22 protein-coding genes are annotated in these 25,951 nt (G+C 70.2%); 11 read left to right on the top strand and 11 right to left on the bottom strand.

The window, feature by feature from the left end:
• Window positions 1-9 precede the first annotated feature (9 nt).
• The 4 genes from ABZ463_RS36255 to ABZ463_RS36240 all read right to left on the bottom strand — a co-directional run bounded on the left by ABZ463_RS36255 (window position 10) and on the right by ABZ463_RS36240 (window position 4,755).
• Window positions 10-1,695 carry an FAD-dependent oxidoreductase gene (locus tag ABZ463_RS36255; protein ID WP_352008422.1) on the bottom strand — a complete coding sequence of 562 codons (1,686 nt, stop codon included), beginning with the start codon at window positions 1,693-1,695 and terminating at the stop codon, window positions 10-12.
• A gap of 77 nt (window positions 1,696-1,772) precedes the next feature.
• On the bottom strand, window positions 1,773-2,624 hold the full coding sequence (locus ABZ463_RS36250; protein WP_352008423.1) for a helix-turn-helix domain-containing protein: 852 nt from the start codon (window positions 2,622-2,624) through the stop codon (window positions 1,773-1,775).
• Window positions 2,625-2,906: 282 nt separating this feature from the next.
• The gene (gene glnII, locus ABZ463_RS36245) at window positions 2,907-3,920 is read right to left on the bottom strand and encodes a glutamine synthetase (protein ID WP_352008424.1); all 1,014 of its coding nucleotides are present in this window, start codon (window positions 3,918-3,920) and stop codon (window positions 2,907-2,909) included.
• 166 nt (window positions 3,921-4,086) lie between these two features.
• Window positions 4,087-4,755 carry a MerR family transcriptional regulator gene (locus tag ABZ463_RS36240; protein WP_362783581.1) on the bottom strand — a complete coding sequence of 223 codons (669 nt, stop codon included), beginning with the start codon at window positions 4,753-4,755 and terminating at the stop codon, window positions 4,087-4,089.
• Window positions 4,756-4,909: 154 nt separating this feature from the next.
• On the opposite strand from ABZ463_RS36240, the gene ngcE reads away from it, so the two are divergent.
• From ngcE to ABZ463_RS36220, 4 genes are all read left to right on the top strand, one after another.
• Complete coding sequence (gene ngcE / locus ABZ463_RS36235; RefSeq protein ID WP_352008426.1) at window positions 4,910-6,277, top strand: N-acetylglucosamine/diacetylchitobiose ABC transporter substrate-binding protein; 1,368 nt, start codon at window positions 4,910-4,912, stop codon at window positions 6,275-6,277.
• Window positions 6,278-6,283: 6 nt separating this feature from the next.
• Complete coding sequence (locus tag ABZ463_RS36230) at window positions 6,284-7,198, top strand: sugar ABC transporter permease (RefSeq protein ID WP_352008427.1); 915 nt, start codon at window positions 6,284-6,286, stop codon at window positions 7,196-7,198.
• A complete protein-coding gene (locus ABZ463_RS36225; RefSeq protein ID WP_352008428.1) occupies window positions 7,195-8,061 on the top strand; it encodes a carbohydrate ABC transporter permease in 867 nt (288 codons plus the stop codon). The genes ABZ463_RS36230 and ABZ463_RS36225 overlap by 4 nt, the downstream gene beginning before the upstream one ends.
• Window positions 8,062-8,141: 80 nt before the next feature.
• Window positions 8,142-9,017 (top strand): chitosanase, encoded by an 876-nt coding sequence (locus ABZ463_RS36220; RefSeq protein ID WP_362783577.1) that lies wholly within the window; start codon window positions 8,142-8,144, stop codon window positions 9,015-9,017.
• Between the two features lie 9 nt (window positions 9,018-9,026).
• Here the strand turns inward: ABZ463_RS36220 and ABZ463_RS36215 are convergent, their stop codons facing one another.
• Window positions 9,027-9,701 carry a TetR/AcrR family transcriptional regulator gene (locus ABZ463_RS36215; protein ID WP_352008430.1) on the bottom strand — a complete coding sequence of 225 codons (675 nt, stop codon included), beginning with the start codon at window positions 9,699-9,701 and terminating at the stop codon, window positions 9,027-9,029.
• Between the two features lie 598 nt (window positions 9,702-10,299).
• On the opposite strand from ABZ463_RS36215, the gene ABZ463_RS36210 reads away from it, so the two are divergent.
• Window positions 10,300-11,805: a glycoside hydrolase family 3 N-terminal domain-containing protein gene (locus tag ABZ463_RS36210; RefSeq protein ID WP_352008431.1), complete on the top strand. Its 1,506-nt coding sequence runs from the start codon at window positions 10,300-10,302 to the stop codon at window positions 11,803-11,805.
• A 47-nt stretch (window positions 11,806-11,852) separates the two neighbouring features.
• On the opposite strand, the gene ABZ463_RS36205 is transcribed toward ABZ463_RS36210, so the two are convergent.
• On the bottom strand, window positions 11,853-13,154 hold the full coding sequence (locus ABZ463_RS36205; protein ID WP_352008432.1) for a DUF2252 domain-containing protein: 1,302 nt from the start codon (window positions 13,152-13,154) through the stop codon (window positions 11,853-11,855).
• 197 nt (window positions 13,155-13,351) lie between these two features.
• Here ABZ463_RS36205 and ABZ463_RS36200 point away from each other — a divergent pair, with 197 nt between their 5' ends.
• Both ABZ463_RS36200 and ABZ463_RS36195 read left to right on the top strand, forming a co-directional pair.
• A complete protein-coding gene (locus tag ABZ463_RS36200; protein ID WP_362783573.1) occupies window positions 13,352-14,824 on the top strand; it encodes an MFS transporter in 1,473 nt (490 codons plus the stop codon).
• A 171-nt stretch (window positions 14,825-14,995) separates the two neighbouring features.
• Window positions 14,996-17,563 (top strand): glycosyl hydrolase family 18 protein, encoded by a 2,568-nt coding sequence (locus ABZ463_RS36195; RefSeq protein WP_362783570.1) that lies wholly within the window; start codon window positions 14,996-14,998, stop codon window positions 17,561-17,563.
• Between the two features lie 85 nt (window positions 17,564-17,648).
• Here ABZ463_RS36195 and ABZ463_RS36190 read toward each other — a convergent pair whose 3' ends face one another.
• The 4 genes from ABZ463_RS36190 to ABZ463_RS36175 all read right to left on the bottom strand — a co-directional run bounded on the left by ABZ463_RS36190 (window position 17,649) and on the right by ABZ463_RS36175 (window position 20,654).
• A complete protein-coding gene (locus ABZ463_RS36190) occupies window positions 17,649-18,395 on the bottom strand; it encodes an ABC transporter permease (RefSeq protein WP_362783567.1) in 747 nt (248 codons plus the stop codon).
• Complete coding sequence (locus ABZ463_RS36185) at window positions 18,392-19,282, bottom strand: ATP-binding cassette domain-containing protein (protein WP_362783563.1); 891 nt, start codon at window positions 19,280-19,282, stop codon at window positions 18,392-18,394. The genes ABZ463_RS36190 and ABZ463_RS36185 overlap by 4 nt, the downstream gene beginning before the upstream one ends.
• Window positions 19,283-19,362: 80 nt before the next feature.
• On the bottom strand, window positions 19,363-19,776 hold the full coding sequence (locus ABZ463_RS36180) for a response regulator transcription factor (RefSeq protein ID WP_362783560.1): 414 nt from the start codon (window positions 19,774-19,776) through the stop codon (window positions 19,363-19,365).
• Entirely contained in the window at window positions 19,773-20,654 is an 882-nt protein-coding gene (locus ABZ463_RS36175; protein ID WP_362783557.1) for a histidine kinase, read from the bottom strand. Before ABZ463_RS36175 ends, ABZ463_RS36180 begins: the two co-directional genes overlap by 4 nt.
• Window positions 20,655-21,250: 596 nt before the next feature.
• On the opposite strand from ABZ463_RS36175, the gene ABZ463_RS36170 reads away from it, so the two are divergent.
• The 3 genes from ABZ463_RS36170 (at window position 21,251) to ABZ463_RS36160 (ending at window position 23,569) form a co-directional block, all read left to right on the top strand.
• On the top strand, window positions 21,251-21,997 hold the full coding sequence (locus ABZ463_RS36170) for a GntR family transcriptional regulator (protein WP_352008439.1): 747 nt from the start codon (window positions 21,251-21,253) through the stop codon (window positions 21,995-21,997).
• A 212-nt stretch (window positions 21,998-22,209) separates the two neighbouring features.
• Entirely contained in the window at window positions 22,210-22,851 is a 642-nt protein-coding gene (locus ABZ463_RS36165; RefSeq protein ID WP_352008440.1) for a GNAT family N-acetyltransferase, read from the top strand.
• A 43-nt stretch (window positions 22,852-22,894) separates the two neighbouring features.
• Window positions 22,895-23,569 (top strand): copper homeostasis protein CutC, encoded by a 675-nt coding sequence (locus ABZ463_RS36160; RefSeq protein ID WP_362783552.1) that lies wholly within the window; start codon window positions 22,895-22,897, stop codon window positions 23,567-23,569.
• Between the two features lie 57 nt (window positions 23,570-23,626).
• Here ABZ463_RS36160 and ABZ463_RS36155 read toward each other — a convergent pair whose 3' ends face one another.
• On the bottom strand, window positions 23,627-24,940 hold the full coding sequence (locus ABZ463_RS36155; RefSeq protein ID WP_352008442.1) for an FAD-dependent oxidoreductase: 1,314 nt from the start codon (window positions 24,938-24,940) through the stop codon (window positions 23,627-23,629).
• Window positions 24,941-25,138: 198 nt separating this feature from the next.
• Between ABZ463_RS36155 and ABZ463_RS36150 the strand changes: the two genes are divergently transcribed.
• Entirely contained in the window at window positions 25,139-25,807 is a 669-nt protein-coding gene (locus ABZ463_RS36150; protein ID WP_362783548.1) for a hypothetical protein, read from the top strand.
• The last annotated feature ends 144 nt before the right edge of the window (window positions 25,808-25,951 follow it).

The following is a 25,951-nucleotide window of genomic DNA, read 5'->3' as shown; positions in this document are numbered from 1 at the left end:
CGGCCTCCGTCACGTCTTCTCCAGGTAGCGGTGCACCAGCGCGACGGCCATGGCCCCCTCGCCGACCGCGGAGGCGACCCGCTTGATCGAGTCCGCCCTGACGTCCCCGGCGGCGAACACCCCGGGCACGTTGGTCTCCAGGTGGTACGGCTCCCGCCGCAGCGGCCAGTTACGCGGCCGGTTCTCCGCGGCGGTCAGGTCGGGGCCGGTGAGGACGAAGCCCCTGCGGTCGCGTTCGACCGTGTCGCCCAGCCAGTCGGTGAACGGCTCGGCGCCGATGAAGACGAACAGCCACTCGGTCTCGGCCGTGCGCTCGCCCTCGGGGCCCTTGAGCGTGAGCCGTTCCAGGTGGTCGTCGCCCCCGGCGCCGACGACCTCGGTCTCGGTGTGCACCTCGATGTTCGGGATCTGGGAGATCTGCTCGATCAGGTAGTGCGACATGGACTTCTCCAGCCCCTCGCCCCTGACGACCAGGTGGACCTTGCAGGCGTACCCGGACAGGTAGACCGCGCCCTGCCCGGCGGAGTTGGCGGCGCCGACGACGTAGACCTCGCGGTCGCGGCACTCGGGGGCCTCGGTCACCGCGGCACCGTAGTAGACGCCCCTGCCGACGAAGTCGTCGAGACCGGGGGCGCTCAGCCTGCGGTAGGAGACGCCGGTGGCCAGGATCACGGTGTGCGCCGCGATGCTGCCGCCGTCGGCGAACCCGACGACCTTGGCCTGTCCCCTGACCTCCAGGCTGGTGACCGTACGGGCGGTGAGCAGTTCGGCGCCGAACTTCAGGGCCTGGCGGCGGGCGCGGTCGGCGAGCTGGGCGCCGGAGACGCCGTCGGGGAAGCCGAGGTAGTTCTCGATGCGGGAGCTCTGGCCCGCCTGCCCGCCGGAGGCGTGCTGCTCGACCATCACCGTGCGCAGCCCCTCCGAGGCCCCGTAGACCGCGGCGCCGAGGCCGCCGGGACCGCCGCCGATGACGATCAGGTCGTAGAAGTCGGTCGCGGGGGCGGTGGACAGGCCGACGGCGGAGGCCAGCGTCGAGGTGTCCGGGGCGACGAGCTTGGCGCCCTCGCCGGTGACGACCAGCGGCAGCCTGGCCGGGCTGACCTCGTGGGCCGCGTCCTCCTCCCCGGTCCGCTCGCCCGCCGCGGTCAGGAGCTGGACACCCTCGGGGGAGTCGGCCAGCAGCCAGCGGTAGGGGACCTGGTTGCGGGCCAGGAAGTCGCGGACCTCGTAGGACCTGGCCGACCAGCGGGCCCCGACCACCCGCAGCTCGTCGGAGTCGCGCCGCTCGGCGCGCTGCCAGGCGTCGAGCAGCGAGTCGAGCACCGGGTAGAACTTCTCCTCGGGCGGGTCCCACGGCTTGAGCAGGTAGTGGTCGAGGTCGACCACGTTGATCGCCTGGATCGCGGCGTCGGTGTCGGCGTACGCGGTGAGCAGCACCCGGCGGGCGTACGGGTACAGGTCCATGGCCTGTTCGAGGAACTCGACGCCGTTCATCTGGGGCATCCGGTAGTCGGCGAGGATGGCCGCGACGTCGTCGCCGCGCAGCCGCATCTCGCGCACGCTGTCCATGCCCTGTGTGGCGCTGTCGGCCCTGACGACCCGGTAGGACTGGCCGTACCGGCGTCTGAGGTCGCGTGCGACGGCCCGCGAGACGCCCGGATCGTCATCGACAGTTACGATGACCGGTTTGTCCATGACCAGCCTTCCCCCGAAGCGTGACATCTTCCTCCGAAGAATGTCATATCCCCCTGTGGTGACCGACCACCGCGGTCTCAGTGGTCGGGCATGCCCACGGCGCGCAGCAGGGCCGCGGGGTGGCCGTGGGCGGCGCGCAGCCGCATCAGCTCCGGATCGCTGCTCCAGAAGTCGGTCAGCGTGCCGTGCCCGATCCGGTCGGCGATGATCTGCAGGGCGATGTCGTGCTTGATGTACTCGACCGCCATCAGGACGACGGCCGGGTCCTCGGTGTAGACGCCCCAGGCCGAGCCGTTCACGAACCCGCCGATCAGGACCTCGCGGCCGTCGCCGACGACCACCAGCAGGCCGCAGCCCAGGTTGTCGGCCACCGAGTCGGGCACCGGGAAGCGGTGCTCGTACAGGTAGCCGACCTGGGTCTCGGCCGGGCCGAAGTGCACGACCGACACCTCGACCCCGCGCTCGGCCGCCCGTCCGACCAGCGGGGAGAGCTGCTTCATCTCCTCCGGCCAGATCGACAGGAACAGGTCGGTGCGCGCGGCGGCGACCACGTCCTCCGCCCGCGCGAGGACGGCCTCGGTGCCCTTGAGGTTGTGGATGATGTGCGCCCCGGGAGGCGCGACGATCGTGGGCAGTGAGGACTGGAGCGACTCGATCGAGTCGTCGAACTCCCTGCGCATGCGTTCGAGCAGGGACCTGGGCGGCAGCGGCAGGTAGCCGACCGCCTCCTCGGGGCCGCGCAGCTCGTAGGCCGCGCCCTTGGACACCAGCTTGCCCAGCGTCTCGTAGACGGTGCTTCGTGGCACGCCGGAGCGCTTGGCCACCTCGTAACCGTTGAGGGGTTGCCCGGCGACGACCAACGTCACATAGGCCTTGGCCTCGTAACCGGACATGCCCAGGCGCTGCAACTGCTCCACGACGTCCCGCATCGGAGTTATGGTACGGCTCGCCATGCCTGTTGGGCGTTGTCGTAACGAACATTATTTAGTACGAAATTAATCGTTTTGGAGTGTTTCCCAATGGAGTGTGGAAAAAGTTGCCGCTGACCAGCGCTTTTTCCAATCGTGCCGGTGAAGGCCGGACCGGCGACCAACTTCATCGGGATTCAGAAAACGTTCCGCACGCTGGAACACGGTGGGCCATGTCCTGGGAACGCGGAAGGGCCGCGCCCGCCCCTTCCGGGTGGACGCGGCCCCGCGCGGACGTGCCTGTCAGACCTGGCCGGCCTTCTCAAGGGCGGAGCAGCAGGTGCTGACGATGAGACGGGTCACCAGATACGGGTCGACGTTGGCGTTGGGGCGACGGTCCTCGATGTAGCCCTTCTTCTCCACCTCGACCTGCCACGGGATGCGCACGGAGGCGCCGCGGTCGGAGACGCCGTAGCTGAACTCGTTCCAGGGGGCGGTCTCGTGGTGGCCGGTGAGGCGCTCCTCGATGCCCGCGCCGTAGTGCTTGACGTGCTCCAGGGCGTTCGCCGCGAGGGCGTCGCAGGCGGTGATGATCGGGTCGTAGCCCTCCCGCATCGCCTTGGTCGAGAAGTTGGTGTGCGCGCCCGCGCCGTTCCAGTCGCCCTTCACCGGCTTGGCGTCGAGCGTGGCGGCGATGTTGAAGTCCTCGGCGACGCGGTAGAGCAGCCACCGGGCGATCCAGAGCTGGTCGGCGACCTCGATCGGGCCCGCCGGGCCGACCTGGAACTCCCACTGGCCGGGCATGACCTCGGCGTTGATGCCGGAGATCGCCAGACCGGCCTCAAGGCACAGGTCGAGGTGCTTCTCCACGACGTCGCGGCCGAAGACCTCGTCGGCGCCGACGCCGCAGTAGTAGCCGCCCTGCGGGGCGGGGAAGCCGCCGATCGGGAAGCCGAGCGGACGGCCCTCCTTGAAGAAGGTGTACTCCTGCTCGATGCCGAACCAGGACTCCTGCTCGGCGAACCGCTCGGCCACCTCGACGAGGGCGGCGCGGGTGTTGCTGGAGTGCGGGTTCATGTCGATGGTGAGGACCTCGCACAGGACAAGCACGTTGTCGCCGCCGCGGATCGGGTCGGGGCAGGTGAACACCGGCTTGAGCACGAGGTCGGAGGCGCCGCCGTCGGCCTGGTTGGTGCTGGACCCGTCGAAGCCCCACAGCGGCAGTTCGGCGCCGTCGGCGAGGATCCTTGTCTTCGAACGGAGCTTGGCGGTCGGCTCGGTGCCGTCGATCCAGATGTACTCAGCCTTGAAGGTCATCGCCGGAGTCCTTGCTAGGGGAGGGGTCTGCTGCCCCAAAGACTCGCAAGTCGCGATTTCGCATCTGTTGCCCTTATGTGAACGGGATGTTACTCAGGTCCGGTTCACCCGGCACGGTGTTCACATTCCCGTGAAAACAGGGGCTGAGCTGCGGAAACGGAGATCGTCACGGGGTCGTGTGAGCCTTGTCACCGTCGTCGCCGGGCTCTATCCCGAAGAAACGGGCCGAGGCGGACTCGTGGGCCAGGCGGCGCAGCACGTCGAGGACCCGGCCGTGCATGACGGTGCCGATGACCAGGGTCTCGACCGCCGTCTCGCGGGGCCCGTCCAGGGGGAGGACGCCGAACTCGTGCTCGACCAGCGTCTCCGCGGCCCGCGCGTAGGGGCGCAGGGCCTCCTCGTCCATCGGCATGCCGAGCCGGGCCAGGGCGTACAGGGCCTGGGCCAGCTCGTCGAGCGTCGGGGCCCAGGGCTCCGTCCGCCAGCCGAGGCCGGAGATCAGCCGGTCGGCCTCGGCGCGGGCGCGGCGCCACTCCTCACCGTCGGGCCGGGGCGCGGGCGCGGGGGCGATGGCGTAGTGGGCGGTGCCCAGCACACGGTGCATGCTCAGTTCCTCGTCGTCGACCGCGGCCAGCACCTTGGCGATGGAGGCGATCGGCAGCCGCCCGACCTCAAGCAGTGCGCGGATCAGCCGCAGCCTGCGCACGTGGGCCTCGCCGTACTCGGCCCTGGTCGCCGAGGTCTGCTCGCCGGAGGGGAGCAGACCTTCCCGCAGGTAGTACTTGATCGTGGGGATGGGCACGCCCGTCTCGGCGCTGAGCTGGGAAATCCGCATAGCCGGATAGTACAACTACCCAATAGGTGCGTCGTTGTTCCCGTCGGGGGCGGAGGGTAGCGTGACGGTCACCGTACGTCATGAAAGGGTGATCGTGAACTCCCCCTCTCTCCCTTCCGGGTGGCGAGCCGGGCGGCGAACCGGGTGGCGGGGCGTGTCCCGGCGCGAGCTGCTGCGCGGCGCCCTGGCCGGGCTCGGCCCGCTGGCCCTGTCCTCCTGCGCCTTCCCCGTCGGCGGCGCGCCTCCGACGTCCACCGCGGGCGCGCCCCGTCTCGACGAGGACGGCCCCCTGGAGATCTGGATCTTCGACGGGGGGCTCGGCGACGACTACGCCAGGACCATTCACGAACCGCTGGTCGCCGCCCGCTTCCCCCGCCTCAGGATCAGCCACAACGCGACCAAGGAGATCTCCAGGACCCTCCAGCCGCGTTTCGTCGGAGGGGACCCGCCCGAGGTCGTGGACGACTCCGGGGCCGGGGCCATGGACCTGGGTGCCCTGGTCCAGGACGGCCAGCTCACCGACCTGACACCGTTGTACGACGCGCCCAGCTGGGACGACCCCTCCGTCACGGTGCGCGAGACCGTCGATCCCATGGCGATCGAGCTGGGCGGCTACGGCGGCAGGCCGTACGTCATGAACTACACCAACACCGTCTGGGGCATCTGGTACTCGCGGCCGCTCTTCGAGGCCAGGGGGTGGCGACCGCCCAGGACGTGGGCGCGTTTCCTCGACCTCTGCGAGGAGATCAGGCGTTCGGGGATGGCGCCGTTCACCTACGCGGGCACCCACCCCCAGTACATCTACGAGCCCATCCTCACACTCGCGGCGAAGATCGGCGGCAGGCGGGTGCTGACCGACATCGACAACCTCGCCGAGGGCGCCTGGCAGGCCGAGCCCGTACGGCGGGCCGCCGCGGCGTTCGCGGAGATCGGGGCCAGGCACCTCCTTGAGGGCACCGCGGGCCTCGACCACGTCCAGACCCAGATCGCGCAGAACCGCGGGCTGGTCGCCATGCTGCCCTGCGGTTCCTGGCTGGAGAACGAGCAACGCGGCTCAGCCCCGGACGGCTTCGGCTACGCGATGTTCCCGCTGCCCGACTTCGGCCCCTCGGACGCCATGCCGTACGGCACGCTGCACGCCCAGCCGGGTGAGGAGTACATCGTGCCCGCGCGCTCGGCCAACCCCGGGGCCGGGCTCGAATACCTGCGGGCCATGCTCTCCCGGCGGGCGGCGGGGAGGTTCACCGAGGCCGTCTCGACGCTCACCGTCGTCAGGGGGGCGGCCGACGGTCTCAGGCTCGAACCCGGCCTGGAGAGCGCCCGCGCCGCCCTCGCCGCCGCCGGCGGCAACGTCGTCACCTTCATGTTCCGCAGGTGGTACTCCGAACTGCACGACGAGGTCGCCGCGGCCTCGGGGCAGCTGATGAGCGGGGCGATCAGCGCCGACCGGTGGGCCGAGCGGGCCCAGCGCAAGGCCGACGCGCTCAGGGCCGACCCCTCGGTGCGGAAGTTCACGAGGTAGCCGCCGATGAACCAGCACAGGAGACGATTCGTCGCCGGGTTCCTCGCCGTCCCGGTCACGCTGTACACGGTCTACGTGCTCTCCCCCTGCGCGCAGGCCCTCGTCATCGCGCTCACCGACTGGCGCGGGGTCAACGCCGTCCCGCGCTTCGTGGGGGCGGACAACTTCCGCAGGCTCCTCGGCGACGAGGTCTTCCTGCGGGCCGCCGGCCACAACCTGCTGCTGCTGGCGCTGGTGCCGCCGCTGACGATCGGGCTCGCCCTGCTGTTCGCCTGGCTGCTGACCGGCGACGGGGCGGCCGGGCGCACGGGCGGGGGAGCGGTCAGGGGAGCGGGGTTCTACCGGGTGGTCTTCTTCTTCCCGCAGGTGCTGGCCGTCGTCCTGGTCGCCGTCCTGTTCCGGCAGATCCTCAGGCCGGACAGGAGCGGGATGCTCAACGGCCCGCTGACCGCCCTGGGGTTCGAGCCGGTCGGGCCGCTGGCGGAGACCCGCCTGGCGCTGTGGGCCGTGCTGTTCGTGCTGGTCTGGCAGGCGGTCGGGTTCTACGTCGTGCTCTTCTCCGCGGCCATCGTCTCCATCCCGCGCGAGCTGTTCGAGGCCGCGGCCATCGACGGCGCCAGGGGCGGACGGCTGTTCCTGCGGATCACCCTTCCCCTGCTGCGGGACACGGTCCAGGCGGGCTGGGTCTATCTCGGCGTCGCCGCGCTCGACGTCTTCGCCGTCGTGTGGGTGATGACGGCCGAGCAGGGCGGTCCCGACCACTCCACGACGGTGATGGCGGCGGAGGTCTACCGCAACGCCTTCCACTACTCCAGGTTCGGTTACGCCTGTGCGATGGGTGTGGTGCTGTTCGCGCTCACCACCGGGTTCGCGGTGCTGGTCCTGCGGCTGACCCGGCGCGAGCGGATCGAGTTCCGGTGAGCGCGGCCCGCGCCCGCCTCACGGCGCTCCTCTCGCACGCCGTCCTGCTCTGGTGGACGCTCCTGGTCACGGTGCCGATCGCGTGGACCTTCCTGGCCTCGGTGAAGAGCGAGCGGGAGATCTTCGGCGACGCCTGGTCGCCGCCGGCCACGATCCGCCTCGACAACTGGGCGCGCGCCTGGCAGCAGGCGCACGTGGGCCGCTACATGCTCAACAGCGTCGTCGTCGTGGCGTGCGGTACGGCGGGCACCATGCTGTTCGGCGCGATGGCGGCCTACGTGCTGGCCCGCTACCGCTTCCGCGGCAGCCGGATCGTGCACGCGCTGTTCGTCGCGGGACTGGCCCTGCCGGTCTACCTGGTGCTGACCCCGCTGTTCTTCGTCGTCAGGAACACCGGGGCGCTGCCGCTGGTCGGCCCGTTCATCGGCCTGAACACCCACGGCGGGCTGATCCTCGTCTACATCGCCTTCTCCCTGCCGTTCACGGTGTTCTTCCTGACCGCCTTCTTCGGGACCCTGCCGGAGACGGTCGCGGAGGCCGCCTTCGTGGACGGCGCCTCGCACACGCGGGTGTTCTTCCAGATCATGCTTCCGATGGCCAGGCCCGGTGTCGTCAGCGTGACGGTCTTCAACGTGCTCGGCCAGTGGAACCAGTATCAGCTTCCCCTCGTGCTGCTGCCCTCCGACCGGGACAGCTGGCTGCTCACGCAGGGCATCGCCGACATCTCGACCACGGCGGGCTACGACGCCGACTGGGGCGCGCTGTTCGCCGCGCTCGGCATGGCGATCATCCCGATGATCGTCGTCCACGCGCTCCTTCAGGGACAGATCCGCAGGGGGCTGACCGCGGGGGCGTTCAAGTAGATCGGATTTTGCCGTTCACGGAGATTGGGTTAACTGTTGGAGTGACACTGACGACATATCGGGCAACCGACACCCTGTCTGTGACCTCCTCCGCCCGCCTCGGCGGGCGTCGACGTCTTCTCGGGCTGTTCCTGGCGCCCGTGGTGGCCGCCGGGGCCGCCGTCCCGCTCGCCCCGGGCCAGGCCGCGTACGCCGCCCCGGCACGTTCCACGGTGATCTCCGAAGTCTCGGCCTCGGCTTCGGCACCGGGGCTCGACGACCCGGCCAAGAAGGAGATCGCGATGAAGCTGGTCTCCAGCGCGGAGAACTCCTCCCTCAACTGGCGGGCACAGTACAAGTACATCGAGGACATCGACGACGACCGCGGCTACACGGCGGGCATCGTCGGCTTCTGCTCGGGCACCGGGGACATGCTGGACCTGGTCAAGCTCTACACCCGGTACAAACCGCACAACCCGCTGGCCAAGTACCTCCCCGCCCTGCGCCGGGTCAACGGCACCGACTCGCACAAGGGCCTCGACCCCGGCTTCACCAAGGCCTGGGCCCGTGCGGCGAAGGACAAGGCCTTCAGGAAGGCGCAGAACCACGAACGCGACCGGCTCTACTTCCGCCCCGCCGTACGGCAGGCCAAGAAGGACGGCCTGCGCGCCCTCGGCCAGTTCGTCTACTACGACGCCATCGTCATGCACGGCGGCGGCGACGACTCGCTCAGCTTCGGGGCGATCCGCAGGAACGCGCTGAAGAAGGCCAAGCCGCCGTCGCAGGGCGGTGACGAGACCGCCTACCTCAACGCCTTCCTCGACGCCCGCAAGGTCGCCATGAAGGCCGAGTCGGCCCACGAGGACACCAGCAGGGTGGACACCGCACAGCGGGTCTTCCTCAGGAAGGGCAACCTCGACCTGAACACGCCGTTGTCGTGGAAGGTCTACGGCGACTCCTACCGGATCAAGAAGTAGCCGTCCGGCTCAGGCCCGCTCGCCGGTCGTCAGGCCGTCGAGGAGGACCGTGATGTAGTGGTCGGCGAGTCCCGCGGTGTTCAGGCGTCCCCCCGGCCTGAACCAGCGGACCGTGACCCAGATGCTGTCGCGGACCATGCGGTAGGTGAGCTTGGGATCGATGTCCCCGCGGAGCTGCCCGGCGGCCTGGCCGCGCCTGATCTGCTCGACCCACATGCGCTCGACCTCCTCCTCGGTCCTGACCAGGTAGTCGAAGCGGTCGCCGGGCAGGGAGCGCAGGTAGTTCCAGTCGTTCTGCATGACGGTGATCGCCGCGCGGTGTGGTTCGAGCGTGCCGAAGGCGACGCGGACCATCTCCGACAGGGTCGTGCGGGGGTCCTCCCGCCGGTCGAGCACCGTGCGGTAGCGGCCGACGAGGTCGTCGAGGAAGGTGGTCAGCACCTCGTCGACGATCGTCTCCTTGGAGTCGAAGTGGTGGTAGAGGCTGCCGGACAGGATGCCGGCCTCCTCCGCGATCTCGCGGACGGTTGTCGCCTGGAATCCCTTGCGGGCGAAGAGGTCGGCGGCGAGTTTCACGAGGTGTTCGCGGCGCTCCGAGGCGGAGCCGGATGAGGCCGCGCGCCTGGTCGCACCCTGGCGTCTGACGGAGGTGGTCGTGGCGCCGGAGTTCTTTCTCGTGTTCACGTCCTCCATTATGAGTCTTTGCGTAATCGCTTGTTCGCGCGAACGAACCAGCTCATCGCGGCATTCGCCCCGTGCCGGGCGCCTGTCCGGAACGGCGTGACGGGGCCGCTCTCCGGCGCCGCGCCGTACGGCTCGTGCCCGGGTGGGCGCGGGATGGGTTTCGGTTTTCCGTAAGGGGAGGGGAAAGCCTTCCCTTACCGACAAAACTCATAAACGTCACTTCTCTGGACATGCCTCCTCTTTCTTGGAGCGCGTCCGGCCTCTGGAGGGGGCTCGTGACGGATCCGGCTTCGCTGGCGCGCGCCACACGGATGGTTTCGCTCAAAGATCGCCCATGGTGACGCACCCGGCACGTCCCGTGGCTTCCGGTGACCGTTCCCCCTGCCGCCCCTGGAGCGTTCCCGGGTACCAGGTGTCACTCCGGATCGCAGGATCTTGACGGAAGGCCCATGGTCAGCCCCCTAGCGATAAAGAAAGTTTCCTATTAGATTTGCGCGCAAGGCCGATGGGAGCGCTTCCTCCCACGCCTGTGAACACAACATGGTGTCCGCGTGTCCTCGGCATGAGATGCCGGCCGGCCATGAGGCGAGGAGGGTGCATGAAGCGCGGCCAAGAGCTGCTTCGTCTGGCGGACACGGTTGTTCTCCCGGGATTCGAGGGCAAGTCACCGCCCGACTGGGTCCGCAGACGCCTGAGCGAGGGCCTGACCGGGGTGGTGCTCTTCTCCAGGAACATCGCCACCCCCTCCCAGGTCGCCGACCTCACCGCGGCGCTGCGCGCGGAGAACCCGCAGGTTCTCGTGGGCATCGACGAGGAGTCGGGAGAGGTGACCCGGCTTGAGGCGGCGGCAGGGAGCACGCGCCCCGGCAGCTTCGCCCTCGGAGTCGTCGACGACGTCGCGCTCACCGAGGAACTCGCCGCCGACCTCGGCCGCGATCTGGCGCTGACCGGCGTCAACCTCAACTTCGCACCCTCGGCCGACGTCAACTCCAACCCCGACAACCCGGTCATCGGCCTGCGCTCCTTCGGCGCGGACCCCGACCTGGTCTCCCGGCACACCGCGGCCTGGATCCGGGGCCTGCAGTCGGCGGGCGTCGCCGCCTGCGCCAAGCACTTCCCCGGGCACGGGGACACCTCGGTCGACTCCCACCACAGCGTCCCGCTGGTCACGGCGACCGCCGAGGAACTGCGCGAGGTCGCGCTGCGGCCCTTCCGCGCGGCGATCGCCGAGGGCGTGCGCACGGTCATGACGGCCCACCTGCTGGTCTCCGCTCTCGACCCGGGCGTGCCCGCGACGCTCAGCGGCAAGGTGCTGCACGACCTGCTCCGTGTCGAACTCGGCTTCGAGGGCGTCATCATCACCGACGGCATCGAGATGACCGCCGTCTCGGGCCCGTACGGCATCGGCGGCGCCTCGGCGCTGGCCATCGCCGGAGGCGCGGACGCGATCTGCATCGGCGGGCAGAACTCCGACGAGCAGACCGCCATCGACGTCCGCGACGCCATCGTGGACGCGGTGATCGAGGGCAGGCTTCCCGAGGAGAGACTGGCCGACGCCGCACGGCGGGTGTGCGAACTGGCCCTGTGGGCGGCCTCGGCCCCCAGGCGGCAGGACCCCGCGCCCTCGCGTCCGGGAGACGTCTCCATCGGCCTTGAGGCGGCCAGGCGGGCGCTGCGGATCACCCGCCGCTCGGCGAGCGCCTCCCTTCCCCTGGCCGCCCCGCCCCACGTGCTCGAACTGGCCCCCGAGATGAACCTGGCCATCGAGAAGGACACGCCCTGGGGCGTCGGTGAGCCGCTCGGCAAGCTGCTGCCCGGCACCACGGTGACGCGCCTGGACGCCTCCGGGGCGACCGGGAGCGCGGTAGAGGGGGTGCTGGCCGCCGCCACCGACCGGCCGCTGGTCGCCGTCGTCCGCGACGCCCACCGTCACCCCTGGCAGATGGACGCCCTGCAGCACCTGCTGGCGGCGCGCTCCGACGCCGTCGTGGTCGAGATGGGCCTGCCGGGACGCTCCGACCTCGGCGCCGTCCACATCGCCACCCACGGCTCCTCCAAGGTGTGCGGCCAGGCCGCGGCCGAGGTGCTGGCGGGGGACGCCTGATCCAGCGTGTTCCGCCGCCCCCGGGCCGCGGGAACGGCGGAACACGCTCACAGGCCGGGCAGCCGGCCGTTGCGGAACAGGTCGACGAACAGCTGGTGGTCGGCCCTGGCCCGCGCGCCGTAGGCGTGGGCGAAGTCGACGAGCACACGGGTGAACCCGGCGGCGTCGGCACCGATCACGTTCACGATCGCGTCCTCGGTCGAGAAGTCGACCAGGTCGTGGCTGGACTCGTCGTCGGCGACGGAGTGCATGCGGGCCACGGCCCTGCCGAGGTCGCCGATCACCGAGGCGAGCTCCTCCGGCTCGTTGACGTCGCCCCAGTCGAGGTCGGCCGAGTAGGGGGAGACTTCGGCGACGAGCTGGCCGACGCCGTTCAGCGTCGTGTGGCCGAGCCAGGGATCGGCGTAGGCCTGCAGGGCCCGCTGTGACTCCGCCGTACGGTGCCCCTGGTGCCTGAAGTAGCCGCGTACCTTCTCGTCGGTGATGTACCGGGCGACGGCCGGGACCTGGGCCTGCTTCATGTAGAGGATGACGTCGTTCTCCAGGGCCTGGGTGTGGCCCTCAAGGAGCATGTTGTAGGACGGCAGGCCCGCCGAGCCGATGCCGACGCCCATGCGGAGCGCGAAGTCCTTGATCCTGTGCTCGACCGCGGGGACCGACGAGGGGAGCGTGGTGAGGTACTCCGCGAAGGCGGCCTCGACGGCGTGCCTGGTCTCCTCGTCGACCGGATAACGGCCGTCCATGATGGCGAACCTGCGCTCGAAGTTGTCGATCGTGGTCTCGACGTCGAGCAGCGCGACCCGGGTGTTGAGCCGGGCGACCTGGAGCACCCGGTGCAGCACACCGGTGGTCGTCTCCAGCGTCAGTGAGCCGATCGCCTCGTCCCCGCCCTCGGAGATGCCGGTCAGCTCGGTGAGGTAGGCCTTGGCGAACCCCGAGACCAGGTCGGTGATCACCTCGTCCGACAGCGCCTTGGCGTAGCCGATGAGCGCGACGCTGGCCACGAACCGCTTGAGGTCCCAGATGTAGGGGCCGACGTAGGCCTCGTCGAAGTCGTTGACGTTGAAGACCAGGACGCCGGAGGCGTTCATGTAGGTGCCGAAGTTCTCCGCGTGCAGGTCGCCGTGTATCCACACCCGGCTCGTCTGGTCGTCGAGGAAGGCCGTGTCGGCGAAGGAGCCGGCCATGTCCGCGTAGAACAGGCAGGCGCTGCCGCGGTAGAAGGCGAACGGGGAGGCGGCCATCTTCCTGAACTTGCGCCGGAAGGCCGGGGGGTCACGCCTGATCGACTCGCCGAACTCGGTGATCAGGACGTCGAGAATGTGCGCCGAGCGCCCATCTGTGGTCATGGTGCGCACGTTAGGGCCCACCGGCCCGGCTCCGCCAGGCGAAGACGTCACAGGGCCGTCACAGCGGCGGCTTCCCGGCAGAAGCGATGTCCGGGGAAACAAGGGGACATGCCATGGAATGAGGCGTTCGCCCGCGTCTGTTGGGGAGAGAGGACTCCGACCACGGTGTCCTCACGGGGAGAGACGGTGACGCGGCTGTGACACGACGGGGACCGGTGGTGGCCGGGCTCATGCTCAGCACGGCCCTGGCCGCGATGGACGCCACGATCGTGGCCACCGCGGTCCCGGCGATCGTGCGCGACCTGGGGGCCTTCTCCCTTTTCCCCTGGGTCATCGCGGTCTACATGCTGGCTCAGGCGGTGTGCACCCCGATCTACGGCGGGCTCGCCGACGTCTACGGCCGCAAACCCATGCTGCTCGTGGGCGCGGCGACCTTCCTGGCCGGGTCGCTGCTGGCGGGTGTGGCCTGGAGCATGCCCGTCCTCATCGTGGCGCGGGCGGTGCAGGGGATCGGGGCGGGAGCGATCCTGCCGATCACCCAGACGATCGCGGGCGACCTCTACCCACTGGCCCAGCGGGGACGCATCTCGGCGCTGATGTCCACGGTGTGGGGAGGCTCCGCGCTGCTCGGCCCGGCCCTGGGCGGCCTGCTGTCGGAGTTCGGGCTGTGGCGCTGGGTCTTCCTGCTGAACCTCCCGATCGGGGTGGCCGCGCTGGCCATGGTCACCGTGTTCCTGCGCGAGTCGGTCGAACGCCGTCCGCACCGCCTCGACCTGTTCGGCACCGCCCTGCTCGCGGCGGGCGTCGTCACCGTGATGATCGGGCTCCAGGAGACCGTCTGGTGGCTGATCGCGCCCGGTCTGGTGTTGCTCGCGGCCTTTCTGCGCTGGGAGCGGCACGCGGCCGAGCCGGTCGTGCCGCCGTGGGTCTGGCGTGACCGGATGCTGCTCGGCTCGTTCCTCGGCAGCGCGCTCGTCGGCGTGGTGCTGATCGCCCCCGCCCTCTACCTGCCCACCTACGCCCAGGGAGTGCTCGGGGTCGGCGCGGTCGCCGCCGGGTTCGCACTCGCCACGCAGTCCATCGGCTGGCCGCTGGCCGCAGGACTGGCCGACCGCCTCTATCTGAGGTACGGCTTCCGCGCCACGACCCTGGCCGGGATGGTGCTCGTCGTCGTCTCGGCGGTGATGTTCACGCTGCTGGGCCCGGCCTCGCCGCTCGTCTACGCGGGCCTGTGCGCGTTCGTCAACGGCGCCGGGCTCGGCCTGGTCTCGGTCTCCTGCCTCGTCGGCGCGCAGTCCGTGGTCGGCTGGGAACGGCGTGGCGTCGTCACGGGCGGGGTGGTGTTCTTCCGCAGCGCGGGAAGCGCGGTGGGCACGGCGGTCTTCGCGGCGGTCGCGAGCCTGTCCCTGCTGTCGTCCGGTTCCGTCGGCTCGGTCGACGACGTCGCCGCCGCGCTGGACGGTCCAGGGGCGCAGGCCGCCCGTTCGGCCCTGGCCTTCGCCGTGCACCACGTCTTCCTGGCGATGACGGTCGTCGTGGTGCTCGGCGTGCCGGCCGTGCTGGTGATGCCGAGAAGGGGACGGCCGTTGTCCGAAACCCTTTCCAAGGCCGATCCGGAAACCGTTTCCGAGGGCGGGGAGGACGGTGGGCGGACCCGCGCGGACCGCTGAGCCGTACGGGAGCGTTCCATTTTCCGAGAACGGTTTTCATAAGGGAGGCCGCCCAGGGCCGGGGCGGCCTCCCGCCGTTTTTACAACCATTTTGGGTCTTGTAGAGCCCGGGGGTCAGGGTTACGATCCGCATAATTATTAGGAAACTTTCCTAAAGGAAAGAGCATCAACATGCGCCGATTAGCTTCTGTGCTGGTGGTGTTCGCCATGGCGGCCGCGATGGCCGCATTGTCGATCCCCGCCCACGCAGCCGCTCGCCTGACAGCCGCCTTCACCCTCACCGGCAACCAGGGCAAGTTCGTGGTGAGCAACCCCAACAGCACCGCTGTGACCGGTTGGTCGATCACTTTCGAACTCCCCTCCGGGGTGACGGCGAGCGGTGCCCAGAATGCGACCATCTCGCAGACTGGCACCAAGGTGAAGCTGACCCCCGCCTTCTACATCAACACCGTGAAGGCGAACGGCAACACCGAGCCCTACAGCCCGACCTTCACGCTCAGCTCGGCCGTCCAGCCGACCAAGTGCACCATCAACAACGCCAACTGTGACGGCAGCGGCGACCCGCCCCCGCCGGACGCGCCCGTCACCGCGACCTACTCGGCCAGCGGGTCGCGTGGCAAGTTCGTGGTCAACAACAACACCGACGCCGCGCTCAACGGCTGGACGATCACCTTCGACCTGCCCGCCGGTGTCACCGCCAGCTCCGCCGACAACGGCTCGATCAGCCAGAGCGGCCGTTCGGTCACGCTGAGCCCGGCCCACTACAACACCAACGTCGCGGCCCACGGCTCGACCGAGCCCTACAGCCCGACCTTCACGCTCAGCAGCGCCTCCGCCGAGCCGGACAACTGCCGGATCAACGACGTCAGGTGTGACGGCGCCGCCGACACCCCGCCCGGCGTCCCCGGCAACCTGCGCTCGCCGGTCAAGACCACCAAGACCGTGACCCTGGCCTGGGACGCGGCCACCCAGGGCAGCCTGCCCATCGTCGGCTACCAGGTCTACAAGGGCAGCGACGTGGCGGCCACGGTCACCGGGACGACCGCGACCGTCTCGGGCCTGACCCCGAACACCGAGTACACCTTCACCGTCAAGACCAAGGACAGGAAGGGCACGCTCTCCGCGGCCACTCCTCCGCTGAAGGTCACGACCAACAACGCCGGTGACGACACCCAGCCGCCCACCGCGCCCACCAACCTGCGCAGCACCGGCAAGTCCTCCTCGACCGTGAACCTCACCTGGGGTGCCTCCACGGACAACGAGGAGGTCGCGAACTACGAGATCTACAGCGGCTCGACCCTGCTGACCACCTCGACCTCGACCTCGACCACGGTGACCGGCCTCTCGCCGTCCACCGAGTACACCTTCACGGTCAAGGCCCGCGACACCTACGACAACGTCTCCGACGCCAGCAACGCGGTGAAGGTCACCACCGACGACATCATCGGCAGTGGCTACGCCCGGGTCGGCTACTTCGTGCAGTGGGGCATCTACGGCCGTCAGTACTTCGTCCGCAACCTCGACACCACCGGCGTCGCGGCGAAGCTGACCCACCTCAACTACGCCTTCGGCAACATCGACCCGGTCAACCTGACCTGTCTGCAGGGTGTGACCAAGGGCACCAGCGGCAACCCGCAGGACCCGAACCAGGGTGACGGCTCCGGCGACGCGGACGCCGACTACGCCAGGCCGATGAGCGCCGGTCAGTCGGTCGACGGTGTCGGCGACACCGGCTGGGAGAAGCTGCGCGGCAACTTCAACCAGCTCAAGAAGCTCAAGGCGAAGTACCCGAACCTGAAGATCCTGATCTCGCTCGGCGGCTGGACCTACTCCAAGTACTTCTCGGACGTGGCCGCCACCGACGCCGCCAGGAAGAAGTTCGTCTCCTCCTGCATCGACACCTACATCAAGGGCAACCTGCCCACCTACAACGCCGCCGGCGGCCCGGGCAGCGCTGCCGGGATCTTCGACGGCATCGACCTCGACTGGGAGTGGCCGGGCGCGGAGGGCCACCCGGGCAACCACATCGGCGCCAACGACAAGCAGAACAACACCCTGCTGATCGCCGAGTTCCGCAAGCAGCTCGACGCCCTGACCGTCGAGACCGGTAAGCGCTACCAGCTCACCGCCTTCACCCCCGCCGACCCCGCCAAGATCGAGGCCGGCTGGGAGCTCGCCGAGGTCGCCAAGTCGCTGGACATCTTCAACGTCCAGGGCTACGACTTCCACGGATCGGGCAGCGACAACTCGTGGGAGCCCAACGTCGCCGGCCACCAGGCCAACCTGTACGCCGACAACGACGACCCGTACAACTTCCACTTCAGCGTGGAGAACGCCGTCAACGCCTACCTGCAGGCCGGGGTGAACCCCCGCAAGATCGCCATCGGTCTCGCCTACTACGGGCGTGGCTGGCAGGGGGTCGCCGACGGCGGCAAGTCCGGTGAGTGGCAGTCGGCGACCGGCGCCGCGCCCGGCCAGTTCCAAGACGAGGCCGGTACCCGTGGATACAGCAACCTGCTGGCCAGCGTCCCCGGGTGCACCATCAAGCACGACGAGCAGTCGGTCGCGACCTACTGCTACACCGGCAACGGCGGCCAGTGGTGGACCTTCGACGACACGTGGACGATCGCGAAGAAGACCGCATGGCTCCGCAGCAAGAACCTGCTCGGCGTGATGATCTGGGAGATGTCCGGTGACCCCGGCACCCTGACCAACGCCGTGGACGCGGGCCTGAAGTAATCGATCGGGGGTAATCCCCATCAGAACGGGCTGTCCCCGCGACCTGCGACGCCGCGAGGACAGCCCGTTTCGCGTGCCGGCCTGTTCAGGCGTCACGGCGCCTGAACAGGGGAACGGCGACGACGAGCGGGAGCGCGATCCAGGCCAGGTAGACGGCGAAGCCGGTCCAGGGCCCCATCCCGACGGGACTGACCAGGGCGATCCGGCTGCCCGCGTTCGAGGGGGTGAGCTCCACCAGCCTCCTGCCCAGCTCGCCGGGCACGAACGCGACCAGCGTCGGCAGCACCATGAGCAGCGCGCAGGCCGCCACGATCGCGCCCGGGGTGTGCCTGATCAACGTGCCGAGCGCCAGCCCGAGCAGCCCGCCCGCGGCCAGGTAGAGCCCGGCGCCGACGATGGCCCGCAACACGCCGGGATCGGCCAGGGAGACCGCCGCCGCCCGCCCGGCGAACACGGCCTGACCGGCGAGGAAGGCGGCGAAGGAGGCGACGACGCCCACGACGAACGTGACCCCGGTGAGCACGGCGGCCTTGGCGGCCAGGAACCTCAGCCTGTCCGGCACCGCGACCAGGGAGGCGCGGATCGAGCCCGTGCGGTACTCGCCGCAGACGACGATCACCCCCAGCGTCGCCGTCACCGGCGCCGCGAGCATGATGCCCATCAGGCTGACGGAGACCGGGTCGGACAGGCGCCCGCCGTCCCCGGCGCTCACGGCGACCAGCGCCCCGGCCGAGCCGAGCGCGACCATCAGCGCCGTCACGGCGCCCAGGGTCCACACGGTCGAGCGCACCGAGCGCACCTTGGTCCACTCGGACCGCATCACGTCGATCATGAGGAGTACTCCAGACTGTCCTTGGTCAGTTCCATGTAGGCGGCCTCCAGGGTCGGCCTGACGAGGGTCAGTTCCTCGACCGCCAGCCCCCGCGCGGCGACGACGGTCCCGACCTCAAGGGGAGAGCGCCCGGTGACGCGCAGGTGGTCCCCGTGCGTCTCGGCACCGGGCAGCAACCCGGCCACCTCCGCCAGGTACGGCGAGCGCACCCGGACGTACCCCTGCGAGCTGCGCCCGATGAACTCCTCCATCCCGGCGTCGGCGATCAGCCTCCCCCTGCCGATGACGACGAGACGGTCGGCGGTCTGGGCCATCTCGCTCATGAGGTGGCTGGAGACGAAGGCGGTGCGCCCCTCGGCGGCCAGGTCACGCATCAGCGTGCGGATCCACAGGATCCCGTCGGGGTCGAGCCCGTTGACCGGCTCGTCGAACAGCAGGATCTCCGGGTCTCCCAGCAGCGCCGCGGCGATCCCGAGCCGCTGCGACATGCCCAGCGAGAACCCTCCGATCCGCCGCCCGGCCACCCCGCCGAGCCCGACCGTCTCCAGCACCTCCCCGACCCGGGAGGCGGGGATCGCGTTGCTCCGCGCGATGGCCAGCAGGTGGTCGCGGGCGCTGCGCCCGCCGTGCACGGCCTTGGCGTCCAGCAGCGCGCCGACCTTGCGCAGCGGGTGCCTGAGCTCGCCGTACGGCACCCCGCCGACCGTCACCGTCCCCGAGGTCGGCCGGTCGAGGCCGAGGGTCATGCGCATCGTGGTCGACTTGCCCGCTCCGTTCGGCCCCAGGAAACCGGTCACCAGACCGGGTCTGACGTCGAAGGACAGGCCCGCGACGGCCGTGGTTCCGCCGTACTCCTTGGTGAGGCCGATGGCCCGTATCGCTGTCATGCCCCAAGGCTCTCCGGCAGGGGCGGGCGTTTCCTCCTGCCACGGGACCGTCCGCGGCGGCCCGGACAGGGAGCCGGGTCCTACTCTCCTGGTCTGACCAGGCCCCGTTCGTAGGCGACGATCACGGCCTGCGCCCGGTCCCGTGCGCCGATCTTGGCGAACAACGCCGTCACGTGGTTCTTCACGGTGTTCGGTGAGATCGCGAGCGCGTCGGCGATCTCGGCGTTCGAGCGGCCCCCGCCGATGAGCGTCAGCACCTCCAGCTCCCTCGCGGTGAGCCCGTCGAGAGGGGTCCGGCCCCGGATCCGGGCGGGCGCCTGGGACGGGGCGCCTCTGACGTGGGTGCGGATGAGGCCGAGGAGCAGACGCGGCGCCACGGCCTCCAGGCCGTCGGCGGCCTCGCCGACCACGGTGATGCCCGGCTGGGCGTTCAGCATGAGCCGGTATCCGGTCCTGACCAGGGTGTGGTCGTCGGCCAGCAGCACGGTGATCACAGCGGCAGCCTCGCGTGGACCCGGAAGCCGCCCGCCGGTCCCGGTCCGGCGTCCAGGCTTCCCCCGCACAGCGCGACCCGCTCGGCCATCCCCACCAGGCCGAAGCCGCCGGGGGAGGACGGGACGGTCACGGGCCCGTCGTCGCCTCCGGAGCCGTCGGCCCGTAGCACTTTCAGCAGGTGCCGCATCTCGGTGAGGGCCTGCCTGGCGCTCTGCTCGGCGGCCAGCAGCGCCTGCGTGGCCTCGGGCGGCTCCGTGGGCAGGTTCACTCTGGCCCCGCCGACCAGCGCGCTGACCACGGTGATGTGGTGGGCGACGACGTCGTGCAGTTCACGGGCGATGCGGCGGCGTTCGGCCTGCACCGCCTCCTCGGTCCGGATGCTCTCCTTGAGCCGTCGTGTCTCCGCCCTCGATCGCGCCAGCAGACCGGCGCCGGTGAGGACCAGCGGGAAGAGGGCACCGAAGGCGAACGCGCCGGAGGACTGGGGGCCCGCCGTGAGGGACGCGGAGGACGTGACGGCGTAGGCGGCCGTCACCGGGAGGAGGGAGGCGGCCAACGCCCTCCTGGTCGTGGTGTGGCGGCCGAGGCCGTACAGGGCGATCGCCGCGAGGATCGAGAGGGAAGGAGTGATCGTCAGGCGCCCCGCGATGTCGAGCGCCGCGATCACGACGGCGACCGGGACCGGGTGGCGGCGCCGCGCCAGAAGGGGCGGGACGGCGAGCAGGAACAGCCCCGCCCTCATGGCCGTGTCCGGATCGTCGTCCAGCAGGGTGAAGGGCAGGACGATCAGCGAGGGCAGGCAGAGGAGCACGACCAGCGTCACGTCGAAGATCTGGGGACGACCCAGGAGCAGCCCGACTTTCCGCCCCGACCGCATGGGGTGATCTTAGTCGCCGGAGCCGCCGGACGGGCGGGAGAGCGGAGACGCGTCCTGGCGGGCGTGGGGGACCCGCCAGGACGCGCTCCTGCCCGGCGCGGCGATGCGAGGACCCCGGCGAGGGTTGGGGTCCTCGAACCGGTTACCCGCGCCGGGGGCCGGTGACAGGGGAGACGCGGACCTGAGGAACCCGCGCCTCCCCGGAGGGGGTGTCGCCGAAGACCGGACCCTGGTGGCGCCGGAAGAGAGGGCGGATGCCGCCTTTCTCATTTCGGACAAAAAACCTATTTCTCCACCAAAGGGTCAGATCTGTCGGTACCGAAAGCACTCGTGTGCCGTCCCCATCGCTCTGGTAGGTGTGGGGGAATCCGTGGCGGGGCGACGCGCAGCGCAGTAGGCGCGTCGGACCGCCGAGGTCGCGCCGGGACGGGCGTGGCGCGCCCACGCGGACCGATGGCACCGGCGTTCACCCCCTTGCCGACCTTTCGATGGATTTGTACCAACGATTGGATGATGCGGGTAACGAGAGGTTGGGTCAAGAGGCTGTTCCCCGGTAAAACCAAATCGTCTAGTTTTGTTGGCACAAAGGGGACTTAATGCCGCGGTCAACGCTGTATCAGCTGGTGGCCTCCGAACTCCGGAGGGCCATCTACTCCGGTGCGCTCCGGCCGGGCGATCAGCTGCCGACCGAGGTCGAGCTCATGGGCATCCACCAGGTGAGCCGCAACACCGTACGGCTCGCCCTCGGAGAGCTGGTCAACGAGGGCCTGATCACCCGCACCCCCCGCAGGGGAACCGTCGTCAGGGAACGCAGGCCGCTGCTCATCCACCCCCAGCGGGAGCTCCAGCCGCAGCCGGAGGAGACCAAGGAGGCCTTCGCCTGGGCGGTCTCCCAGGAGGGGCGCGTGCCGAGCCAGCACATCGAGGTCGCGATCGTGCAGCCCGCCGAGGAGATCGCCAGCAGGCTGGAACTGGCCGACGACGAGTTCGCCGTGGTCCGCCGCAGGCTGCGTTTCGTCGACGGCCAGCCGTACAACACCAACGACTCCTACTTCCCGCTGTCCCTGGTCGCCGACTCCGAGATCGCCCGTCCCGGCGACATCACGCGCGGCGCCAACAGGGTGCTGACCGAGCTGGGCCACCGTCAGGTCCGCATGGTCGACGACATCTGGGCCAGGATGCCGAACACCTCGGAGACCCACCGCCTGCAGCTCCAGTCGGGCACGCCGGTCGTCGTCTACATCAGGGTCGGCTACGACGAGGGAGACACCCCCGTCCGGGTCGCCGTCTCCGTGCTCCCCGCGGACAAGCACCTGATCAGGTACGAGCTGGAAAGCCGCTGACATCTCCGTGACCGCCCGGCCGGGCCGGCTCCCAGCACGCCCGCGCCGCGGGCGCCTGCCGGGCCGCCCGCCCAAGGCGGCAGGGCGCGGGCCGTTGCCCCCGCCCTCCCTGGACCCCTAGGCATTCGCCTGGGCCGGCATGGACACCGTGCGTCATCGAACGGTTACTCTCCGTGCCTCTTCACGCACCCTGTGCAACGAAGGGATCAATCATGCACTCCAACACCGTCGGTACCGTCACCGCGCGTCCGCTCGCGCTGCGCACCGCGACCGCCGCCGACCTCGGGGAGGTCCTCACCCTCCTGGCGGAGACCGCCGACTGGCTGAACGGCAGAGGCGTACGGCAGTGGCCCGCCGGAGGCTTCCCCGCCGCGCGCATAGCCCCGCTGATCGAGACGGGTGACATGTATCTGGTGGAGGGCGAGCGGGGCGTGGTAGCCACCATCGCCCTCGACGGCAACGCCGACCCCGAGTTCTGGCAGGCGGAGGACCTCCCCGGCGCCGCGCTGTACGTCCACAAGCTGTCGGTCGCCCGCTCCTGCTCCGGTCTCGGTCTGGGGCGGGCCCTGCTCGACTGGGCGGGCCTGCGGGTGGTGGCCGCCGGAGGGCGCTGGCTCAGGCTCGACTGCTCCAAGGACAACATGAGGCTCCAGGACTACTACCGGGGCCAGCGCTTCACCCACCTGCGCACCGTGGACCTCCCGCACCGCGCCTCGGGAGCGCTGTTCCAGCGGCCCGGAGGCGTGCGCGGCGGCCTCGGCACGGCGCTGCCGTTCACCGACCGGCGCGGGCTCGGCGGACGCCGTGGACCGCTTGTGAGCAGCCACGACTCCTCCCTCGCCGAACATGTCTGAACCACGGCGATCCCAGGACAAAGTCATCCGATAGCCTCACCCCATGACCGGTTCCTTGCTTGAGGTGATCGCGCTCGACGTCCGCGACGCCGTCGCGGCTGAGGAGGGCGGTGCCGACCGTCTTGAGGTCGTCGCCGACATCGCGTCCGACGGGCTCACCCCGGCGGTGGAGACGGTCGCGGCGATCTCCAAGGAGTGCGCGCTGCCGCAGATGGTGATGCTGCGCGGCGAGGCCTCCTTCCTGGCCGGGCCCGAGACTCTGGAGAGCCTGCGGCGTGACGCCAAGGCCCTCGCGGAGGCGGGCGCGGCCGGGTTCGTCTTCGGCTTCCTCGACCAGGCGGGGACGGTCGACCTCGCCGCGACCGAGGCGCTCATCCACGCCGTCGCCCCGCTGCCCTGGACCTTCCACCGGGCCGTCGACCACGCGGCCGACGTCCAGGCGGGGTGGCGGGCCGTACGGCTGCTGCCCAACCTCGCGACCGTGCTCACCTCGGGCGCGCCCAGCGGCGTCGGGGACGGCCTGCGGGTGCTCAAGACCCGCTGCGAGGCGGGGGACGGGCCACTGATCATGGCCGGTGGCGGGCTCAAGCCCACACACGTCCCGGCGCTGCTCGAATACGGCGTACGCGCCTTCCACGTCGGAGGTGCCGTACGGGCCTCGTGGGCACACCCGGTCGAGGCGCGCAGGGTCCGTGAGTGGCGGGCCCTGATCGACTGACGTCGCCCTCCTCGTCGCGGCCCACGCGTCGGGGAGGGCCCGCCGAGCCGGGTGAGGTCACCGGCCGCCGGCGTCGAGCATGGCGTCCAGGCCCAGGAGTTTGACGCGTTCGCCCCGGCCCAGCGTCCTGGCCAGGGCGATCTCCGCGGCCTCGATGGCCAGCCAGCGGTCGTAGGTGACGGGGGAGACGCCCCGTGAGGCGAGCAGGGCGTCCAGGCCGCCGCGCGGTACGGGCGCACGGCCGGCGAGATCGGCCAGAAGCGTGCGGACGGTCTCCGCGGCGTCGGACTTGTTGGTGCCGATCACACCGGTCGGGCCGCGCTTGAGCCAGCCCGCGACGTACTCGCGGTCACGGACCCGGCCGGCCTCGTTCGGCACGGTCGAGGTCCGCTCGGAGAAGGGCACGCCGGGCAGCGGGAGGCTGCGGTAGCCGACCGAGCGCAGCACCATCCCGACGGGAAGGGTCTCGAACTCGCCCGTCCCGACGATCCCGTCCTCGGTCCGCCTGGTCCGTTCGAGCCTGAGCCCCTCGACCCGGTCCCGGCCGACGATCTCCACGGGCCGCATCCAGAACCGGACCTCAAGCCGCCGGGGACGACCGGCGGGGGTGCGGGCCGCCCAGCCGCGTAGCACCTCGACGTTCCCCCTGACCTGGCGCGAAGCCCGGGACAGGTCGGCCGCCGACTCGTCCGGACGCACGTGCACGTCCGCGTTCGTCAGCTCGCCGAGCTCCCGCAGCTCCTTCAGGGTGAACTTGGCGTGCTCCGGCCCCCGGCGGCCGATCATGTGGATGACCCGCACCCGGCTGGCCGCCAGGCGGGCGAGCACCTCCTCGGGCACGTCCGTGGCGCGCAGCTCCCGCGCGGACTTGGCCAGGACACGCACCACGTCCACCGCGACGTTGCCGACGCCGACCACCGCGACCTCGGGACTGTCGAGGGTGAACCGGTCGGCCGGCACCTCGGGATGGCCGCAGTACCAGTTCACGAAGTCCGTGGCCGCCGCGCTTCCCGGCAGGTCCTCGCCCGGCACGCCCATCCGCCGGTCAACCGGCGCACCGGTGCAGTAGACCACGGCGTCGTAGCAGGCCAGCAGGTCGGCGACCGAGACGTCCCGGCCGAGTTCCACACCGCCGAGGAAGCGGACGTTCGGCAGTTCGAGGACCCGTCGCAGGTAGTCGGCGATCGACCTGATCGAGGTGTGGTCCGGGGCGACGCCGTAGCGCACCAGCCCGTACGGCGTCGGCAGCCGTTCGAGCACGTCCACCTCGACGGCTCCGGGGGCCTGCCTCGTCAGGGCCTCCGCCGTGTAGAGACCGGCCGGTCCCGAGCCGACGACCGCGACCCTCAACGGCCTGTTCTCCGGTGCCATGTCGCCTCCCAAGCGGTGACCGCCCCTGAGGGTGATTCTGTCCCACCACGGCGCCGGGCGGCCAGGGTGACGCGGCCGTTGCGCGGGCCGGGTTCCCGGCGCTCCTCTTGACCATCTCTTGGGGTATTTGGGTCATTCTTGCAGGTCAGATATGCTTTGCATGGTTATGGGGGCAATGCGATCGGGGGATCACTGACCTTGGCGGGATCGGACCATACGCTCGAATACGACTACCTCGCCGGAGACCGGCAGGAGCGGGCAATCCTTCTGCACATGGTGCTCTCCCTCCTGGTCGGCATGATCCTCGGCGCGGCCGGAGCGCTGCTCTCCTACGGGCCACAACTGATCCACTCGCTCTACGAGCCGTACGCGTACGTCCTGTTCGTCGTGATCGTGGGACGCACCGCCGCGGGATTCGGCTGGGCCGCCCTGACCAGCGCGCTGGCGAGCTTCGGCCCCCTCATCGCACTGCTGGCCGCCACGATCTTCGAGTCGGGCGCGAACCTGCTCAACTTCACCGCCAGAGGGCCGGGAATGGTCCTCGGCAGCAACGGCCCGACGGTGAACCTCACCGTCGCCACCCTCGCGACCTTCGGAGTACTCGCCTACTTCAGCGGACGACGTGACGTGTGGGGCGACCTGGCCAGCGGCGCGCTCGTTGGAATCGTCGCGATCGACGGGCTCGACAAAACCCTCCGGGGCGGCCCCGAGTACATCCGGGGATTCTGGCCCTGGGACACCCTCCTCGTGGCCGTGTTCGTGATCGGACTGCTCCTGGCACTACGCAGGGGCCGCTCCCTGAGCCGCTGCGCCGTGGTGGCCCTGACCGTCCTCTCAGCGGCGTTCGTGTTCGCGATCGGTATGTAGTTGTGCTGTGCCTTTTTGCGCCGCCTGCGGCGGCGCGGGCTTGGGCGCGTCGGTGTCTTCCCTCGTCGTTCGTCCGCTTCGCTCCCTCACTCCTCAGTCCAGACACCGACGCGCCCAAGCCGAAACCCCTCACGCACGGCACCG

It is taken from the genome of Streptosporangium sp. NPDC020145 (assembly GCF_040631275.1).
Taxonomy (GTDB): domain Bacteria; phylum Actinomycetota; class Actinomycetes; order Streptosporangiales; family Streptosporangiaceae; genus Streptosporangium.
This window is presented reverse-complemented; position numbering and strand designations above follow the sequence as displayed.